This is a genomic window from Thermomonas beijingensis, from assembly GCF_020034655.1.
GTDB lineage: Bacteria > Pseudomonadota > Gammaproteobacteria > Xanthomonadales > Xanthomonadaceae > Thermomonas > Thermomonas beijingensis.
Map to the genome: position 1 here is coordinate 679,974 of NZ_JAIQDJ010000001.1, position 16,923 is coordinate 696,896.

General features: G+C 62.7%; 19 protein-coding genes and 1 tRNA gene. 4 read left to right on the forward strand and 16 right to left on the reverse strand.

Annotation, left to right across the window (positions count from 1 at the left end):
* Position 1 precedes the first annotated feature (1 nt).
* From greA to recJ, 3 genes are read left to right on the forward strand one after another with little or no spacing between them, the layout of a single operon-like run.
* Positions 2–466 (forward strand): transcription elongation factor GreA, encoded by a 465-nt coding sequence (greA, locus tag K7B09_RS03170; RefSeq protein ID WP_223627731.1) that lies wholly within the window; start codon positions 2–4, stop codon positions 464–466.
* A gap of 3 nt (positions 467–469) precedes the next feature.
* The gene (locus tag K7B09_RS03175) at positions 470–1,390 is read left to right on the forward strand and encodes a phosphoglycerate mutase (RefSeq protein ID WP_223626699.1); all 921 of its coding nucleotides are present in this window, start codon (positions 470–472) and stop codon (positions 1,388–1,390) included.
* Positions 1,387–3,084, forward strand: a complete 1,698-nt coding sequence (gene recJ, locus K7B09_RS03180) for a single-stranded-DNA-specific exonuclease RecJ (RefSeq protein ID WP_223626702.1) — start codon at positions 1,387–1,389, stop codon at positions 3,082–3,084. The genes K7B09_RS03175 and recJ overlap by 4 nt, the downstream gene beginning before the upstream one ends.
* On the opposite strand, the gene K7B09_RS03185 is transcribed toward recJ, so the two are convergent.
* Positions 3,029–4,219, reverse strand: a complete 1,191-nt coding sequence (locus K7B09_RS03185) for an acyltransferase family protein (protein WP_223626703.1) — start codon at positions 4,217–4,219, stop codon at positions 3,029–3,031. The genes recJ and K7B09_RS03185 overlap by 56 nt on opposite strands.
* 155 nt (positions 4,220–4,374) lie before the next feature.
* Between K7B09_RS03185 and K7B09_RS03190 the strand changes: the two genes are divergently transcribed.
* Positions 4,375–5,259, forward strand: coding sequence for a LytTR family DNA-binding domain-containing protein (locus K7B09_RS03190; RefSeq protein ID WP_223626704.1), 885 nt, complete (start codon positions 4,375–4,377; stop codon positions 5,257–5,259).
* Positions 5,260–5,276: 17 nt separating this feature from the next.
* Here the strand turns inward: K7B09_RS03190 and K7B09_RS03195 are convergent, their stop codons facing one another.
* The 15 genes from K7B09_RS03195 to ccmA form a co-directional block, all read right to left on the reverse strand.
* The gene (locus tag K7B09_RS03195) at positions 5,277–6,062 is read right to left on the reverse strand and encodes an SDR family oxidoreductase (protein ID WP_223626705.1); all 786 of its coding nucleotides are present in this window, start codon (positions 6,060–6,062) and stop codon (positions 5,277–5,279) included.
* 109 nt (positions 6,063–6,171) lie between these two features.
* On the reverse strand, positions 6,172–6,723 hold the full coding sequence (locus K7B09_RS03200; RefSeq protein WP_223626706.1) for a phosphatase PAP2 family protein: 552 nt from the start codon (positions 6,721–6,723) through the stop codon (positions 6,172–6,174).
* Positions 6,701–7,849, reverse strand: a complete 1,149-nt coding sequence (locus K7B09_RS03205; protein ID WP_223626707.1) for a glycosyltransferase family 4 protein — start codon at positions 7,847–7,849, stop codon at positions 6,701–6,703. Before K7B09_RS03205 ends, K7B09_RS03200 begins: the two co-directional genes overlap by 23 nt.
* 131 nt (positions 7,850–7,980) lie before the next feature.
* Positions 7,981–8,067, reverse strand: a tRNA-Leu gene (locus tag K7B09_RS03210).
* Between the two features lie 32 nt (positions 8,068–8,099).
* Positions 8,100–9,251: a homoserine O-acetyltransferase MetX gene (gene metX, locus K7B09_RS03215; protein ID WP_223626708.1), complete on the reverse strand. Its 1,152-nt coding sequence runs from the start codon at positions 9,249–9,251 to the stop codon at positions 8,100–8,102.
* An 89-nt stretch (positions 9,252–9,340) separates the two neighbouring features.
* Positions 9,341–10,351, reverse strand: a complete 1,011-nt coding sequence (locus K7B09_RS03220) for a tetratricopeptide repeat protein (protein WP_223626709.1) — start codon at positions 10,349–10,351, stop codon at positions 9,341–9,343.
* Positions 10,345–10,803, reverse strand: a complete 459-nt coding sequence (locus K7B09_RS03225; RefSeq protein WP_223626710.1) for a cytochrome c-type biogenesis protein — start codon at positions 10,801–10,803, stop codon at positions 10,345–10,347. The genes K7B09_RS03220 and K7B09_RS03225 overlap by 7 nt, the downstream gene beginning before the upstream one ends.
* Complete coding sequence (locus K7B09_RS03230; RefSeq protein WP_223626711.1) at positions 10,800–11,345, reverse strand: DsbE family thiol:disulfide interchange protein; 546 nt, start codon at positions 11,343–11,345, stop codon at positions 10,800–10,802. The genes K7B09_RS03225 and K7B09_RS03230 overlap by 4 nt, the downstream gene beginning before the upstream one ends.
* Positions 11,342–13,267, reverse strand: coding sequence for a heme lyase CcmF/NrfE family subunit (locus K7B09_RS03235; RefSeq protein ID WP_223626712.1), 1,926 nt, complete (start codon positions 13,265–13,267; stop codon positions 11,342–11,344). Before K7B09_RS03235 ends, K7B09_RS03230 begins: the two co-directional genes overlap by 4 nt.
* Positions 13,267–13,755: a cytochrome c maturation protein CcmE gene (gene ccmE, locus K7B09_RS03240; RefSeq protein WP_223626713.1), complete on the reverse strand. Its 489-nt coding sequence runs from the start codon at positions 13,753–13,755 to the stop codon at positions 13,267–13,269. The genes K7B09_RS03235 and ccmE overlap by 1 nt, the downstream gene beginning before the upstream one ends.
* 10 nt (positions 13,756–13,765) lie before the next feature.
* Positions 13,766–13,942, reverse strand: a complete 177-nt coding sequence (locus K7B09_RS03245; RefSeq protein ID WP_223626714.1) for a heme exporter protein CcmD — start codon at positions 13,940–13,942, stop codon at positions 13,766–13,768.
* A complete protein-coding gene (locus K7B09_RS03250) occupies positions 13,939–14,691 on the reverse strand; it encodes a heme ABC transporter permease (RefSeq protein ID WP_223626715.1) in 753 nt (250 codons plus the stop codon). Before K7B09_RS03250 ends, K7B09_RS03245 begins: the two co-directional genes overlap by 4 nt.
* Positions 14,692–14,792: 101 nt before the next feature.
* Positions 14,793–15,371: an azurin gene (azu, locus tag K7B09_RS03255; RefSeq protein ID WP_223626716.1), complete on the reverse strand. Its 579-nt coding sequence runs from the start codon at positions 15,369–15,371 to the stop codon at positions 14,793–14,795.
* Between the two features lie 148 nt (positions 15,372–15,519).
* The gene (gene ccmB / locus K7B09_RS03260) at positions 15,520–16,191 is read right to left on the reverse strand and encodes a heme exporter protein CcmB (RefSeq protein WP_223626717.1); all 672 of its coding nucleotides are present in this window, start codon (positions 16,189–16,191) and stop codon (positions 15,520–15,522) included.
* The gene (ccmA, locus tag K7B09_RS03265) at positions 16,188–16,835 is read right to left on the reverse strand and encodes a heme ABC exporter ATP-binding protein CcmA (RefSeq protein ID WP_223626718.1); all 648 of its coding nucleotides are present in this window, start codon (positions 16,833–16,835) and stop codon (positions 16,188–16,190) included. Before ccmA ends, ccmB begins: the two co-directional genes overlap by 4 nt.
* Positions 16,836–16,923: the final 88 nt, after the last annotated feature.

Here is a 16,923-nt window from a genome sequence, read left to right on the forward strand (position 1 = left end):
CATTACCGCCAAAGGCGCGCAACGTTTGCGTGCCGAACTGGATGAACTGAAGTCGATCAAGCGCCCGGCCATCATTGAAGCGATTGCCGAAGCGCGTGCGCATGGCGACCTCAAGGAAAACGCCGAGTACCACGCCGCACGCGAACAGCAAGGCTTTATCGAAGGCCGCATCAAACACCTCGAATCCGAGTTGTCGCATGCGCAGGTCATCGATATCGCGCAGTTGGCGGCCGGCGATAAAATCGTCTTCGGTGCGACCGTGGTGTTGGTCGATTGCGATACCGATGAAGAAAGAACCTACCAGATCGTGGGTGATCTCGAAGCCGACATCAAGCAGGGCCTCATCGCGATTTCCTCGCCGGTGGCGCGTGCGCTGATCGGCAAACTCGAAGGCGATGCCATCACCATCGAAGCCCCCGGCGGCACCCGCGAATACGAGGTTGTGTCGGTCAAGTATTTGGGCTGAGTCGTGGCACGCCTGACGCTGCTGTTGCCCGCACTTTCGCGGTTTGCCGGACAAGCCTTGCCGGATGCATTAGGCAGGGCATTGGCGTGCGCCAACCGCAGTCGGCGTGAGGCAGGTGAAGTTGCGCAATTGATGCGGCATCTGCGGCCATTGCCCGCACGTTGGCCGCAGGCGGCGTTGACGCGGCTTCTGGATGCCGGCGAGGACGACGCCCGTGCTGCGCAGTGGTTGCGCGCAGATCCTGCGCATATTCGTCCTGATATCAACGGTGCGCGATTGCTGGGCATCGGTCGCAATCTGGGTATCGAACAGACCGACGTGGATGCGTTGCTGCCGGCCTTGCGGCCATTGTTTGGCGATGCCGGATTTGTGCTGGATGCGCCGCATCCGCAGCGCTGGTATCTGCGTTTGCCGCGCGGCAGTGCGGTGCCGGAATTTGCATCGCCCGATGCGGCATTGGGTGATGATGTGTTTCAACATCGCGCAGAAGGACCGGATGCGCGTCGCTGGCGCGTGTTGGAAAGCGAGGTGCAGATTGCGCTGCACAACCATCCGCACAACGCCACACGATTGGAGCACGGCCGGGTAGCGATCAATGCGCTGTGGTTCTGGGGGGGAGGGGTATTGCCCGACAGTCTTGCAAGCACTGCGGTGACCGTGTTTTCCGATGATCCCGTCGTGCAGGGCGCTGCGCTGCTGGGCACACTGGCGTGCATGCCGCTTGCCGATGTTCAACCGTCCACCGCGAATGCACTGGTGGACCTGCGCCATCAGCGCGATGTAGGTCGCTTGCTGCAGGAGTGGTTGCTGCCGGCTTGCGCGGAGGATGCACAGTTTGATTTTGCCGATGGCACCCTCTTCACGCTGACACGCGGGCAACGCTGGCGGTTCTGGCGCAGGCCATTGACCAGGCTTACGGCATGAATGTGCTGCGCCGCATTGTGCGCCGCCCGCCGCAGGCCGCAAGCGGCGAGTGGCCCACGCATTGGCCGGAGGTGTTGCGCCGCGTGCATGCCGCACGCGGCAGTGATGCGCGCAGCGCGCTGCCGCGCTTGGCGGATTTGTTGCCGCCCGAAGGTTTGAAAGGCATCGACGCGGCATTGGATTTGCTGCAGACCGCCATTGGAAATGACGCGCATATCCTGGTGGTCGGGGATTTTGATTGCGACGGCGCCACCGCCACTGCGGTGGCGGTACGCGGCTTGCGGATGTTGGGCGTACGCCGGCTCTCGCATGCGGTGCCCAATCGCATCGTGCATGGCTACGGGCTGACCCCGGCGTTGGTGGAAGAACTTGCGGAGTTGCAGCCGGATCTGTTGGTGACGGTGGATCACGGCATCGCCTGTCACGCCGGCATCCACGCGGCGAAAGCGCACGGCTGGAACATCCTCGTCACCGATCACCACTTGCCAGGGCCAGTACTGCCGCCGGCGGATGCCATCGTCAATCCCAATCAACCCGGCTGCAGCTTCGCCAGCAAGGCACTGGCAGGCGTGGGCGTGATGTTTTATGTGTTGCTGGCGCTGCGTGCGCGTTTGGGTGTACAGGCCGATCTTGCGACGTTGCTGGATCTGGTGGCGGTGGGCACGGTGGCCGATATGGTGCCACTGGATGCCAACAATCGAGCCTTGGTCGGCGCGGGGCTGCGCCGGCTGCGGGCAGGGCAAGGCTGCGCCGGTTTGCAGGCCTTGCTGGAGGTCTCCGGGCGCAAGGCCGGCACGCTGTCCACCACCGATATCGGGTTTGCCATCGGCCCGCGCATCAATGCCGCGGGTCGCTTGGAAGACATGGGCATCGGCATCGAATGTTTGTTGACCGATGATGCTGGCCAAGCGCGCGGGCTTGCCGCCATCTTGCAGGGCATCAACGAAGAACGCCGCGCCCTGCAAACCGACATGCAAGACATGGCAGAGGCCAGTTTGGATGGCATCGACACCCGGTATGCCGCGTGTTTATTTGACCCCGACTGGCACCCCGGCGTGGTCGGACTGGTAGCATCGAAACTCAAAGAACGCCTGCATCGTCCGGCGATTGCCTTCGCCCCCGCTGAACCCGATAGCCCCATGCTGCGTGGCTCGGCGCGTTCGATCCCGGGCTTTCATGTTCGCGATGCACTGGCGCTGGTGGATGCCCGCCACCCGGGCTTGATCGCCCGCTTTGGCGGTCACGCGATGGCGGCCGGCATGAGCCTTGCGCGGGAGCAATTCGAAGCCTTTCGCAGTGCGTTTGTCGCGGTCAGCGCCGAGCTGCTAAGTGAAGATTTGTTGGTGGATGTGTTGCGCAGTGACGGTGGTCTGTGCGCCGATGAATTTCACATCAGCACAGCACATGCCCTGCGCGATGGCGGCCACTGGGGGCAGGGTTATCCGGAGCCGCTGTTCGATGATGCGTTCGAAGTATTGCATTGGCGTGTTTTGAAAGAACGTCACCTCAAGCTGGAGCTTGGGCTGCATGGGCAACGCTTCAACGCCATCCAGTTCAACGGCTGGGACGGCGTGGAGCCGGCACGAAAAGCACGCATCGCGTATCGCATCGTGCCCGATGACTGGCGTGGCGGTGAGGCTATCCAATTGCAGGTGGTGCATCGGGAAGCGGCAGCCGCGTCCTCTCCCGCTTGAGCCCAAACAGCGGGCGCAGCCATTGCACGCGACGAATCAGGCACTCGTGCAGCACAAGGCAGCCGGCCAGCGTGCCGAAGATCACCAGCGATGCTTCGATGCCGGCACCCAGCCGCATCGGAATCAACCAATAGGCCAGCACCACGATCAAGGTCTGGTGCAGGATGTACCAGGAAAACACGGCTTCCGTGCAATAGGGGAGCCAGTGGAAGGGGCGGTTGAGGAGGGCGCGCGCCCAGCCGAACAGGGTGAGCAGTGCGATCCAGGTGTAGATCACGCGGGCGATACGCTCGATCAAATACCACGGCAGCAGCATGGCCCAATCGGGAATGGGGCCGGAGGGTGGGTAGTGGCTGATCCAGCGCAGGCCAAGTTCCACCCCGATGGCGAACAGTGCCAGCGCCAAGGTGATCCAGCGTAGCCGCTGCACTGCGTCCCAAAACCACACATGCGTCGCCAACAGGTAGCCCAGCAGGAACAAGGGCAGCGATTCCGCATGCACCGCCCAATCGTCGAACAGCGCATGGGTTTCCGGGAACTGCGGTGCCAGCCACAGCCGAACGCTCAATAGCCACACGATAGGCAAGATCACCAGCCCTGCGAGGGTGCGTGGCGACGGCAGCAGCCAACGTCTGGCCTGCTGCAGCAGTGGTGTGGCGAGCAGCAACAGCAAGGTGTAGGGCAGCAAATAGGCCAGATACCAGAGATGATTCCAAGTGGGCGTCAGCATGCATTGGCTGGCGCGGCAAAGCCCATGGGTCAGGTAAAGCGGGTAGAAGTGCAAGAGAGTGCCGGTATAGCCGTATTGCGCGCTGACCTGGACGTGGGTCTGTGGCGGTACCACCAGCAACATGCCGAACACCAGCGGCATCAGCAGGCGCAAGCTGCGTGCTCCGGCGAAGCGCCAGCGGTGCCCTTCAATCCCAGCAAGCCCAATCGCAATTCCGGAAATCATGAACAAAAGAGGCATCCGCCAGCGGTTGAGCGCGATCATTGGGTACTGCAACCATTCGGCTTGGTAGCTGCTTTTGATGTGGAAGTCCCAGCCGGCCACATAGACCATCGCCGCGTGGTACAGGATCAGCAAGCTGAAGGCAATGACGCGCAGGGCGTCGATATCGTGACGGCGTTGCATGCGGTGGATTCCGCTTCCCAGAAGGTTGCCAGCATCGGCACCCACGCGCGCTCCGGCTATCCAGAAGTGACCGTGCGACGCGGGTTTGGGACGAACCGCGGAACGCGGTGACGAGTCGGGATGGGCGGGTTTCCAGTACCACCTACAATGCGCAGATGCAGACTTCGCCGCCACCGTTCTACCAGCGCTATCAACCGTGGCGACGCGGCGTTGAGGTTGGCTATTGGGTTGTCCAGTACCTCGTCAGTGCATTGACCAACAGCATCACCGTGACGATGGATGTTGAACGCGCGCAATTGGGGTTCAAGGCATGGCAGCCAGTCGTCTGGGAAACCAGCTCCGCCGTGGTCGGGTTGGTATTGGTGCCGGCGGTGGTGTGGTTTACCCGGCGCTTCCCGCTGCATCTGGATACTTGGCGACGGGTACTCCCCATTCACCTTGTGGGCAGCCTGCTGTGGTCGATCCTGCATGTGCTGGGAATGGTGGCGCTGCGCAAGCTGGCCTATGCCAGTATCGGCGACCACTACGATTTTGGTTCGTGGTGGCGGGAGTTTGGCTACGAATACCTGAAGGATGTGCGCTCTTATGCCGGCGTGGTGCTGACCATCGAGGGCTACCGCTTCATCCTGCGCCGACTGCAAGGAGAGGCCAGTGTGCTGGATGCCCCCGATGAAGGCACACCGGTGGAACCAGTGGATCGGCCGGAGCGGTTTTTGGTGCGCAAGCTGGGTCGCGAATTCCTGATCGCGGCCAACGATATCGAGTGGCTGCAAGCCTCCGGCAATTACGTGAACCTGCATGTGCGCGGCCACGACTACCCGTTGCGCAGTACGCTGGCCAGTATCGAGGCGAAGCTGGATCCGGCGTGCTTTACCCGTATCCATCGCAGCTATATGGTCAATCTGGATCGTATCGCTTCAATTGAACCGCTGGAGACCGGTGATGCCCGTATTCATTTGAACGATGGGAGCAGCCTGCCTTGCAGTCGTACCTATCGTGGCGGATTGAAGCAAAGCGTGGGTCTTGACTCGGGCGGGTGAGTGACACCGATGACATCTCAAATCGACTGCATCCGTCCACCGTCCACCGCGATTGACTGGCCGTTGACGTAGGCGGCCACTGGCGCGCACAAAAACGCGATGACGCCGGCGATTTCCGGGGCTTGTGCGAACCGCGCTACCGGCACCGTGGCCAGCATGCCGGCGGCGACGTCTTCTTGCGATTTGCCGGATGCCGCGCTGCGGTCGCGCAGGATTTGCTCCAACCGTTGGGTGCGGGTGTAGCCGGGCAGGACGTTGTTGACGGTGATGCCCGCGCCGCCCAATTCACGCGAGAGCGTCTTGGCCCAACTGGCCACCGCGCCGCGGATGGTATTGGACACGCCCAAGTTGGGGATGGGCTCATAGACCGAGGTTGAAATCACATTGACGATGCGTCCCCAACCGGCGGTACGCATGCCCGGCAGCAACGTTTGCACGAGGGCCTGCCCGGCAATCACGTGCTTGTTGAAGGCGTCTTGATACGCGCCAATATCGGCTGTATGCGCCGGTCCACCGGGTGGCCCGCCGGTATTGTTGATCAAAATATGCACCGGTGTTGCCGCCGCCAGTGCACCCACGCGTGCGCGCAAGGCATCGGTATCGGCCATATCCACCGTCAAGTAGCCGTGGGTTTGCGACTGTGGGCAGGGCAGGCTTGCAACTGTGTCGCGCAATGCACCCTCGCGCCGGGCCAGCAGCGTCACGGCTGCCCCTAGCGTAGCCAGTTCCACTGCCGTTGCGCGGCCAATGCCTTCCGAGCCGCCGCAGACCAGTGCGTGTTTTCCAGTGAGATCCAGTTGCATGGGGCCTCCAACGATGAGGCTTGATTGTAAGCGTGCAAACGTAAGGCTCTGCAATGATCCAATCTTGCCGCTTGCGTGGGCATAGGGTGCCCAGCGCAACAAGCCCAGGTCAAAGCGGCATGCCCAGCAGCTGTATCAAGCACAGCGATGCGACCGCCAGCAGTGTGCCGATACCGGTTGCCGCCAGCACGTCGCTGGGGTAGTGCAGCCCCAACACGACGCGTGAAACCGCAACGCTTGCGGTGAACGGAATCAGCAACCAAGCCAGCTTTGGGTAATAAGCGACGGCGACCACGCTGAAGGCGACCGCGTGCAGGGTGTGTCCAGAGGGGAAGCTGTACTCATCCAAGGGTGCGATCCAGGCACGAATACGCAGATCGCTGGCAAACGGGCGTGATCGCCGTGTGTGCCGTTTCAGCGATCGGTACAAGAGCAGGGCAACCACGCCGATAGCCGCCAAGTGCAGCGCGGCACGCAGGCCGGTCGCGCCATTGACGACTACCAACATGGCCATTAAGCCGTACCAGAACACACCATCGCCTAAGCGGCTGACGGTGGTGAAGTAGCGCAACATATAGCGCCGGCTGCATAGGGTATTGGCACGCAGGCACCAGGATTGTTCAACGGCGAGTAGCCGTTCATGGGAGCGCGGTTGCGACATGGCGATCACCCCGTATGGTCAGCGATTGCAGGATCTGGTCAAACGCTTCAGCCACCCGCGCCGGTTGCAAACCGGAGACAGCATCGCGGCAAGCCAGGCGCATTTGGGTGAGGTTGGTGTTATCACTTCCAAGCCGCATTGTGGCTGCGATAAAGGCAGCGTCGTCATTGCACGCGATCGCGGCGCCCTGCACACCGTCTTGCAGCGCCTCATGCGCTGCGCCGTAATCGAATGCAATCGTGGGGATGCCGCTTGCCAGCGCTTCCAGGGTCACGTTGCCGAAGGTTTCGCTAAGGCTTGGAAACAAAAATAAATCACCACTGGCGAAGTGGCGCGCCAGTGCTTCGTTGCGTTGAATGCCGCAAAAAAGGAAGTCCGGATTTTCACGCTGCAAGGCTGCACGGGCGGGGCCGTCCCCAACCCAGATGAAGCGCGCTTGCGGGCGTATCTGTTGCAGTTGGCGAAAGGCGCGGACCGCCAATGGCAGGTTTTTTTCAGCGGCAATGCGGCCGACATAAATCACCGCCAAATCGTCGTCTTTCAATCCCCAGCGCGCGCGCAGGCGTGGATCCCGCAGATTGGGGTGAAACATCTGTGTATCCACCGCACGCGGTAACCGAATCACATTATTGAACCGCTGGCCTTCAAGAAACGCTTGCAGTTCACGCGTAGGCACCAAGGTGGCCTGCGCGCTGTTGTGGAAATGCCGCATCCATCGCAATGCTGTGCCCTGTAGCCAGGGTGCACCGTAGCTGCGTACATAATCGTCGAAACGGGTATGGAACCCGCTGATGGCTGGGATTTGCAATTGCCTAGCGGCACGCAAAGCCGACCACCCCAGTGGACCTTCGGTAGCCACATAGATGGCATCCGGCCGACATTGCCGCCAGCGGTTGCGCAATAGATGCGTGGCAGGGAGGCCAAACTTGAGGCCGGGGTAGCGGGGCAGGTTGGCGCCACGCACCAGCGTGCAATGTTCCGACGGACTGTGTTCTGCCTGTTGACGTGGCCGCACCAAAGAAACGTTATGCCCGCGTTCGCGTAGGCCATGTTCGAGCCCCTGCACCGTCAGTGCAACGCCGTTGATTTCCGGGGGGTAGGTTTCGGTGACGAATGCGTAATGCATATGCGCGGCGTAGGCACCAATTGAACGTGATCAGCCTCGGGCTCGGTCGTGACCACACGGTGTCGCTGGGATGACGCAACAATGACGCGTAAAAATAAAGCCCGCACGTGGCGGGCTTTATTGCAAAACTTTGGTGCCGAAGGTGGGACTCGAACCCACACGCTTTTAAGGGCGGCGGATTTTGAGTCCGCTGCGTCTACCGATTCCGCCACTTCGGCGTGGAGCGTGCAAGTATAGCGGAGAGTTACGTTTATGCCACCCTGTTCGTGAAAATTTGTGTCGCAGGCAGGGTGCGCAGGAAGCTGGTGACTGCCGGGCCAAAGCGGGCGGCGTCGACCAGAAAGGCGTCATGGCCTTGTGGCGAGGGCATGGGCAGAAAGCGGGTTTCGCAGCCGGCATTGCGCAAACCGGCGGCGATTTCTTCTTGTTGCTGGATCGGGAACAGGATGTCGGTCTTGACCCCGATCACCAGTGCCGAGTGCACGCCCTCAATCGAGGATAGCCCGTGCAAGGTGTCGCCGCCGTGCGCTTCGCCCAGATCAAACCAATCCATCGAACGGCTCAAGTACAAATAGCAATTGGGGTCGTACTTGCGTACAAAGCGGCGGGCGTGGGCTTCCAGATAACTTTCGACTTCAAACTCCAGGCCAAACGGCTCATCGTCCTCGCGCTGCTCGGCGTCCAGCCGCACGCGGCCAAAGCGGCCGTCCCATTCCAGTGCCGAACGATAAGTCACCACGCCCAGTTTGCGCGCCATGCGCATCCCGTTTTCGGGATAGTGGTCCTCACTGTAGTCGCCGCCGTTCCAGTGCGGATCGAGGCGAATGGCTTCGCGTTGCAACGAGCGAATCGCAATCGAAAACGGCAGCGCACGCGCCGCGCCGCAGATATTGATATGGCTGCGGGCGATGCCGGGGTGGCGCGCCAACAACGACAGCGCGGTCATGCCGCCCATCGAATTGCCCAGCACGCAGGCCAGTTGCTCGATGCCCAGCTCGCGCACAACCGCCAGTGCGGCGTCGGCACCGTCTTCGATGGACAGCTCCGGGAAATCGAGGCGATAGGACGCGCCAGTGTTGGGGTTGATGCTGGCCGGCCCGGTGCTGCCTTTGCAACTGCCCAGTGCGTTGACGCACAGCACAAACCAGCGCTGGGTGTCGATGGGCTTGCCGGGGCCGATCATCCATTCCCACCAGCCAGGTGCGGGGTTGCCAGTATTGGACGCCGCGTGCGCATCCGGCGACATCCCGGTCAACACCAGGATGGCGTTATCGTGCGCGGCATTCAGCGTGCCCCAAGTTTCATACGCCATGCGCGCGCCGTGTAGCGCGCCGCCGCGCTTGATCGGAAACGGCGAGGGCAGATCAACCCAGCGGGTGCCGGGCGGGATGAATTCGGCCATGGCGATAACAAGGAAATTGAGCGATGGCCCATCTTCCTCCTTGCTTGTCCTGCCGGTGATGCCGAAACGGCATACCGTTATGCGTGTAGTCAGGGGGTGCCGATCACCAAGTCCACCGCGTCCTTGGCCGGCAAGTGCACGCGCAGTGGTTTGCTTTGCAGGTCACCGGCTTGCGGCATGGCCTCGCCAGTGGCCGATAGCCGCGCCACCAGTTCCACTTCGGTCATTTGCGAAAGCTTCAAGGTGGGCATGGGGCTGTCGGCGTCGCTGAGGCTGGCGCTGAACGGGAGTTCGGAGACGGCGTGTTTTTGTGCGGCGACCGGCATCGGCGGGCCGCCCACTTGGCGGGCGATGACAAATACTTTTGCATCCGGCTGCAAACGCACCCGCGCTGCCAGCGAGGGATCCAGTGACACCTTCACGGTTAGCAGGACGGATGCCGCCGCTGCCGGTGGTGCATCGGGCAGTGGCGGTTGCCCGGCCAAGTTGCGGGCGACGTTGATTTCCTTGCGCAAGCTGGCGGCGGTGCTGGCATCCACTTGCGCCAACAATGGCGCCCAGGTGGCCGCAGCTTGCGCATTCTGGCCGGCCTGGCGCTGCGTCACGCCGAGGAACCAACGCGCGCGCTGATGCTTGGGATTGATCTGCAAGGCGCGGTGCAAAAGTGCCAACGCCTGTGCATCGAAGTTGTGTGCGGCATCGGCCATGGCGCGGGCTTGCGCGGCATCGGTTTGCAGGTCGGCATCGTCGGCGGACAAGGCGGCGGCCTTGGCAAACGCATCGCGTGCGCCGCCGGTATCGCCGGTGCGCTGATACGCCTGCGCCAGCAACACCCAACCTTCGGCTTGCTTGGGGTCGCGCGCCAGTGCGGTCTTGAGTTGTTCGATGGCCGCTTCCAGCGTTTGCGGGGCTTGCCGGGCGGCGGCATCCAGTGCCTGCGGGGTGCCGAGCAATTGATACAGCAAACCGGCCGAGAGCAGGCTGATGCCCGCAATGCCCAGTGCCACGCCGCGTGCGCTGGCCCACAGCGGGCGCAGCACGGTGGCCAGCACGATCAGGCCCAGGACGATGGCAATAACGATGAGTGCGGCCATCACCATTCCTGCCCATCGTCGTTGGCCACGTTGCCGGTAGCGGGTTTGCGTTTGCGCACGATGGCGGTGATCGCGCCTGCGCCCACCAGCAGCAGCAGTGCCGGGCCCACCCACAACAGCCAGGTGCTGCCTTCGAATCTGGGGTTGTACAGCACGAATTCGCCGTAGCGTTGCACCAGGTAGTCCTTGATCTGCGCATCACTCTTGCCTTGCCGCATCAAGTCCAAGACTTCGTGACGCAGTTGCAGGGCGATCAGCGCGTTGGAGTCGGCCAGCGATTGGTTTTGGCACATCACGCAGCGCAGTTGCAGGGTCAGCTGATGAAAGCGGGTTTCTTCGCCACTATTGCGAAACACCAAGGGCGCGGCGTCGGTTTGTTGGCCGGCTTGGGCGAACACCGGCAGCGCGACCGCCAGCGTGGCCAGCCAGAGCAATGCGGTGAGCAGAATCCGCATCATTGCGCGGCCTCGATCTTGCCCAGCAGCGGCAGCAATTGAGTCTGGATGATGGCATCGGTCAATGGCCCCACATGCTTCCAACGCACGATGCCGTGGCCATCCACCAAGAAGGTTTCCGGCGCGCCATACACGCCCCAATTCAGTGCGGTGCGGCCTTCCACATCAGACAGCACCACCATGTACGGGTTGCCGAATTGTTCCAGCCAGCGCAGCGCATCGGCGGGTTCGTCTTTCCAGTTGTAGCCCACCACGCGCAGACGTTTGGTTTCGGCAAAGCGGGTCAATACCGGGTGCTCGACGCGGCATTCCACGCACCAACTGCCCCACACGTTCAGCAGGAACGGCTGGCCGCGCAGGTCGGACAATTTCACCGTGTAGTTGAGGTCGTGCAGCACCGGCAGCGCGAACTCCGGCGCGGGTTTGCCGATCAGCGTCGAGGGCAGGGCATCGCGGTCGGGTTTGCGGCTCATCCACACGCCTGCCGCCAACAGCGCGGCAAGCACGGCGAACGCCGCCAACGGCAGCCAACGGGCGGGTTTCATGCGCGCTCCTTGCGAATCGTGCGGAAGCGCTTGTCGGTGGCAGTGATGCCAGCGCCGAGCGCCATCAGCAGCGCGCCGGCCCAGATCCAGCGCACGAATGGCTTGACATGCACCCGCAGTGCCCAGGTGTTGTTGCCCAGCGATTCACCGAGGGCCACATAGGCATCAGCAAACACGCCACGGGCGATGCCCGACTCGGTCATCACTTGGCCACCGGCGCGGTAGCGGCGTTTTTCGGGATGCAGCTCCACATCGAAACGGCCGTTGTGCAGCACTTGCACGGTGCCGTAATCGGACACGTAATTGGGGCCTTGCACGCTGCGAATACCATCGAAGCGGAAGCTGTATGCGCCGAGTGTGACAGTGTCACCGGCTTTGACTGCCAGCTCGCGTTGCAGGTTCAGGCCTTCGACCAATAACGCGCCGATCAGGAACACCGCGATACCCAGATGGGCCACGCTCATGCCCAGCATTTCGCGGGTCATGCGCCCGCCCGGTGCGCGCAGGCGCGACCACACAAACCGTAGCGTGCCCAGCGCCACCCATACCGCACCCAGCACACCAGCGGCCACTTTCCATTGCCCTTGCGGGGCCAGAAAGAACGCCACCACCCCCAACAGCACGGCCAATGCCGCCCAGGGTGCCAGCAGGCGCAGCGGCGAGCTCATCTGTTCACGTTGCCAGCGGGTCAAGGGGCCCAGCGGGACCAGCGCCACCAGCGGGGCCATCAGCACGATGAACATGATGGCGAAGTAGGGCGGGCCGACCGAAATCTTGCCCAGCTCCAGTGCGTCGGCCAGTAGCGGATACAGCGTACCCAGCAGCACCATCGCGCAGGCGCAGGCCAGCAACAGATTGTTGAGCAGCAGCAGGGTTTCCCGCGAGCCGGCGGCGAATGGTTTGGCATTGGATTCGGTATCGGGTGCGCGCAATGCGTACAGCAGCAGCGAGCCGCCAATCACGATGCCAAGGAAGATCAGCACGAAGAGGCCGCGCCCGGGGTCGGCAGCAAAGGCATGTACCGAGGTCAGTACGCCCGAGCGCACCAGGAAGGTGCCCAGCAGCGACAGTGAAAACGCGGTGATTGCCAGCAGCAATGTCCAGCCGCCAAAGCTGCCGCGTTTTTCGGTGACCGCTTGCGAATGCAGCAGCGCGGCACCGGCCAGCCATGGCATGAAGCTGGCGTTTTCGACCGGATCCCAGAACCACCAACCGCCCCAGCCCAATTCGTAATACGCCCACCACGAACCAATGGCGATGCCCAAGGTGAGAAAGGCCCAGGCCGCATTCGTCCACGGCCGCGTCCAACGCAGCCATTGTGCGTCGATGCGGCGTTCCAGCAGTGCGGCAATGGCAAACGCAAACGGCACCGCAAAGCCGACGTAGCCGGCATACAGCATCGGCGGGTGCATGATCAGGCCGGGGTCTTGCAGCAGCGGGTTGAGGTCGCGGCCTTCGCCGGCGGCGGGCAGCAAGCGCGCAAACGGGTTGCTGGTGAAAATCAGGAACGCCAAAAAGCCTGCAGCCACAATCCCCATCACGCCCAGCACACGCGCCACCACGGGCTGCGGCAATGCGCTGGAAAAGCGCGCCACGGCGGCGGTCCACAGCGCCAGCACCAAGGCCCACAGCAGCAGCGAGCCTTCATGCGCGCCCCAGACTGCGGTGTAGCGGTACAGCATGGGCAGCAGTGAGTTGGAGTTCTCGGCCACGTATTGCACCGAGAAATCACCCACCACAAACGCATGGGTCAAGATGGCAAACGCCAAGCCCACCAGCAGCAATTGCATGTAGGCCGCAGGCCGCGCAATGGCCATCAGCGGCGCGATACCGCGCTGCGCACCCAGTAGCGGCAGCAGCGCCTGCAGTGCCGCAACCAGGAACGCCAGGATCAGGGTGATCTGGCCAAGCTCAGGCAGCATTACGGTGTGCCTGCCGCGGGGGCGGGTTGCGCATCCTGCACCTGATGTTTCTTGTGCGCCTGCGCCATCTTGTCGGCGACTTCCTTGGGCATATAGGTTTCATCGTGCTTGGCCAGTACTTCTTCGGCCACGAACACCTTGCCCCGCATGCGGCCGGTGGCGACCACCGACTGATTCTCGCGGAACAGATCGGGCAGGATGCCGGTATAGACCACCGGCAGGCGCGCATCGCCATCGTCCACCTCGAAATGCGCCTCCATCGAACCGACGGCACGCTTGAACGAGCCCTTGGCCACCATCCCGCCCAGGCGGAAACGCGCATCGCCATTGCTGACATGGGGGCCGGCGCTGCCGTTCAGGATTTCATGCGGCGTATAGAGGTAGGCCACATTGCGTTGCAGGGCCATGGTGATCAACGCCGTGGCAATACCTGCGGCAGCAAGCAAGGCAAGAATCAGGATCAAGCGGCGTTTACGAGTGGGATGCATGGTGTGTGGGTCAGTCCCGCGACAGCGGAAGGTCCGGGTTGCGAGTAGGAGAGGAGGGTTTGCGTGCATTGCGCAGCTTGGCGGCGCGCAGGGCGGCGTGGATTTGCAATTTGGGGATGAGGATGTCCCACAGCAGCACGCTGGCGAACACCGCGTAAGCACCGATGACGTACTCGCGATAGCTCATCGCGCGCCCCCTGCGGCCAATTTGGCGACCCAATCCTTGCCGGTTTCGCGGCGCAGATTGTCGGCACGGGCGCGGGCCAGCAGTGAGCCCACAAACCACAATTTGGTGCCGATGATCATCCAGATCAGTGGCCACATCATGCTGGGGTCCATCTGCGATTTGCCGAACAGGCTGATGGTTTGGCCTTGATGCAGCGAGTTCCACCACACCACCGACCAGCGGATCACCGGCAACAGCGCAACCCCAACGATGGCCAGCAAGCCTGCCGCACGCGCGGCGTTGCGGCGGTCGTCGATGGCGGCATACAGGCCGATCACGCCCAGATACAAAAACAGCAGGATCAGTTCGGTGGTCAGCCGCGGATCCCAATCCCACCACGTGCCCCACATCGGCCGGCCCCAGATCGAACCCGTCGCCAAGGTAATGAGAGTGAAGGCCGCACCGGTGGGCGCACATGCCATCGCCAAAATTTCACACAGCTTGATCCGCCAAATCAGTGCGATGGCCGAATACAGTGCCATCAGCGCAAAGGCCGCCATGCTCATCCACGCGGCGGGCACATGAATGTAGAGAATGCGGAAGCTATCGCCTTGCTGGTAGTCGGCAGGCACCTGCAAGAGGGCGCCATACAAGCCCACCGCCATGGTCAGCACGCCCAGCAGATAGGCCCACGGCGTCCAGCGGGCGGCAAAGCGATCAAAGTACGGCGGCGAGCCGAGTTGGTGGAACCAGCGGATCAATGGGGACATCGTGGCCTGAGACAGTGGCGGCGCAACGGCGGCTGCGGGCAATCCTGCCAAGGATACCAGCCCGCCTTGGGGCTGGTATCCCCATTCACCACGGAAACCGCTTACTGCACTTGGATGCTGCCCTGCATCAGCGCCAGATGGCCGGGGAAGCTGCAGAAGAACTTGAACGGGCCGCCGTCCTTGATCTTGGCCACATCGAAGCTGACCGAGGTGGATTCGCCACCGCCAATGACCTTGGAATGTGCAATCGCACGGGTATCGCCGGCCTTGACATGGGTGGCCGGGTCGGCTGCGCCATCGGCGGCGATGCCGGCCATGTCGGCTTCCTTCGCAATCACCACGTTATGCCCCATCACATTGGCGGCCAGCTTGCCGGTGTGCTTGAGGTTGATGGTGAACTGGGTGCAGCTGGCCGGCACGGTGATCGAATCGGCGTTGTATTGCATCATGTCGTTGGCTTCGACGGTGGTTGCGCAATCGGCCACCACGGCCGGCTTGCTGCTGGCTGCCGCCGGTGCTGCTGCAGGCGCAGGTGGGGCTTCCGCCGGGGCCGCAGCAGGGGCTTCGGCAGCAGCCGGGGCCGCTGCGGGGGCAGTGGTGTCGGTGGGGGCTTCGGACTTGCCGCAGGCGGCCAGGGCCAACGCAACAGCACCGGCCAGCAAAAGATGACGGGACTTCATGGGTAGAACTCCATAGTTAGGGGGCTGGCCCTGCGGCCAGTACACGTATTGTCTGCCTGTGAATGTGAAGCTGGCCTTGACTTGTCTCAAGTGTGAATGGGGGCGTCCTGCAGCGCTTTACCGCCACGCAGTGTCCGATCACGGCGTGTCATTGATGTGCAATCCGTAGCGCCGCTGCGGCGGTGACGGGGGCCAACACCAGCGACAGCACCAGCCCGGCACCCAGCAATAGCAGCGCGCCACTGGCATCCATGCCTTGCGCATGCGCGGCCACCGCGCCGGCACCGAATACCAGGACCGGCACATACAGCGGCAGTGCCAGCAGCGCCACCAGGATGCCGGCACGCCGCATGCCCACGGTAAGGGCAGCCACTACCGCTCCCAGCAGGCTGAGAATGGGTGTACCCAGCAGCAAGGACGCCAGCAGTACCGGTAGTTGCGTATGCGGCAGATGCAATAACTCACCCAGCAAGGGCACCGCCACAATCACCGGCAATGCGGTGGTCAGCCAGTGCATCACGGTGCGCACCAATATCAACCACCACAGCGGCACCGGGGCCAGCATCCATTGCTCCAGCGAGCCGTCTTCGGCGTCGCTGCGAAATAAATGATCCAGCGCCAGCAGCCCGGCCAGCAGAACCGCCAACCACAACACCGCCGAGGCCACCGGCGCCAGCGATTTGGCATCCCCCCCCAAGCCCAAGGCAAACAACACCACCGTCAACAGCGCAAACAGCGCCGGTTGCAGGGCATCGCCACGCCGCGCCCACAGCAAGTGCAGGTCGCGGGCCATCAGGGCGCGGGCGGCTTGCAGCATCATGCGGCGTGCTTGCCCAGTTCCAGCAGGCGGGTGCGTACCGGCGGCGCGGCATACGCGCCGTGGGTGGTGATCAGCGCGGCACCACCTGCGCGCAAATGCGCCTGCACCATTTGGTTGACCAAATGGATGCCGTCCAGATCCAGATTGGCATAGGGCTCATCCAGCAACCATAACGGCGCGGGGGAAAGCCACAGCCGCGCAAGGCCCAGGCGTTTTTTCTGGCCCGCTGATAACGTGCGCACCGCGGCATCTTCATACCCGGCCAAACCGGTGATTCCCAATGCCGCTTCCGCGGTTTGCGTGCGGCGACGGCCATGCAGGCCGCACAGATAATGCAGATTATGCAGTGCAGACAGATCCGCCTTCAGCCCCGGCAGATGCCCCAAATAGGCGATGTGCCGGGCACGCGAGGCTGCGTCGGCCGCCACGCCTTCGATCTCGATCACCCCTGCATCAGCGCGCAGCAAACCCGCCAGGACGCGCAGCAGCGTGGTCTTGCCGGCACCATTGCCGCCTTGCACCAGCAAGGCTTCATTGGCATCGACGGAAAACGCCAATGGCCCGAACACCAAAACGTCATCACGCGAGAACGCAAGCGCGCGCACGGCAAGCAGAGGTAATGATGGCGAGGGGATAGTTGGCATGAATGGGCGATTTTAACCGGCTACGGCCACTGAAAGGCGCCGCCGTCACCAAGCTGGCCTGCGCGATTGCGTACACTTTCCATCCCCA

Bases quoted from the DNA above. Each gene is read 5' to 3' on its own strand.
- recJ (WP_223626702.1), top strand. From the start codon at position 1,387: ATGAATGTGCTGCGCCGCATTGTGCGCCGCCCGCCGCAGGCCGCAAGC.
- K7B09_RS03185 (WP_223626703.1), bottom strand. From the start codon at position 4,219: ATGCAACGCCGTCACGATATCGACGCCCTGCGCGTCATTGCCTTCAGC.
- K7B09_RS03190 (WP_223626704.1), top strand. From the start codon at position 4,375: ATGCAGACTTCGCCGCCACCGTTCTACCAGCGCTATCAACCGTGGCGA.
- K7B09_RS03195 (WP_223626705.1), bottom strand. From the start codon at position 6,062: ATGCAACTGGATCTCACTGGAAAACACGCACTGGTCTGCGGCGGCTCG.
- K7B09_RS03200 (WP_223626706.1), bottom strand. From the start codon at position 6,723: ATGTCGCAACCGCGCTCCCATGAACGGCTACTCGCCGTTGAACAATCC.
- K7B09_RS03205 (WP_223626707.1), bottom strand. From the start codon at position 7,849: ATGCATTACGCATTCGTCACCGAAACCTACCCCCCGGAAATCAACGGC.
- metX (WP_223626708.1), bottom strand. From the start codon at position 9,251: ATGGCCGAATTCATCCCGCCCGGCACCCGCTGGGTTGATCTGCCCTCG.
- K7B09_RS03220 (WP_223626709.1), bottom strand. From the start codon at position 10,351: ATGGTGATGGCCGCACTCATCGTTATTGCCATCGTCCTGGGCCTGATC.
- K7B09_RS03225 (WP_223626710.1), bottom strand. From the start codon at position 10,803: ATGATGCGGATTCTGCTCACCGCATTGCTCTGGCTGGCCACGCTGGCG.
- K7B09_RS03230 (WP_223626711.1), bottom strand. From the start codon at position 11,345: ATGAAACCCGCCCGTTGGCTGCCGTTGGCGGCGTTCGCCGTGCTTGCC.
- K7B09_RS03235 (WP_223626712.1), bottom strand. From the start codon at position 13,267: ATGCTGCCTGAGCTTGGCCAGATCACCCTGATCCTGGCGTTCCTGGTT.
- ccmE (WP_223626713.1), bottom strand. From the start codon at position 13,755: ATGCATCCCACTCGTAAACGCCGCTTGATCCTGATTCTTGCCTTGCTT.
- K7B09_RS03245 (WP_223626714.1), bottom strand. From the start codon at position 13,942: ATGAGCTATCGCGAGTACGTCATCGGTGCTTACGCGGTGTTCGCCAGC.
- K7B09_RS03250 (WP_223626715.1), bottom strand. From the start codon at position 14,691: ATGTCCCCATTGATCCGCTGGTTCCACCAACTCGGCTCGCCGCCGTAC.
- azu (WP_223626716.1), bottom strand. From the start codon at position 15,371: ATGAAGTCCCGTCATCTTTTGCTGGCCGGTGCTGTTGCGTTGGCCCTG.
- ccmB (WP_223626717.1), bottom strand. From the start codon at position 16,191: ATGATGCTGCAAGCCGCCCGCGCCCTGATGGCCCGCGACCTGCACTTG.
- ccmA (WP_223626718.1), bottom strand. From the start codon at position 16,835: ATGCCAACTATCCCCTCGCCATCATTACCTCTGCTTGCCGTGCGCGCG.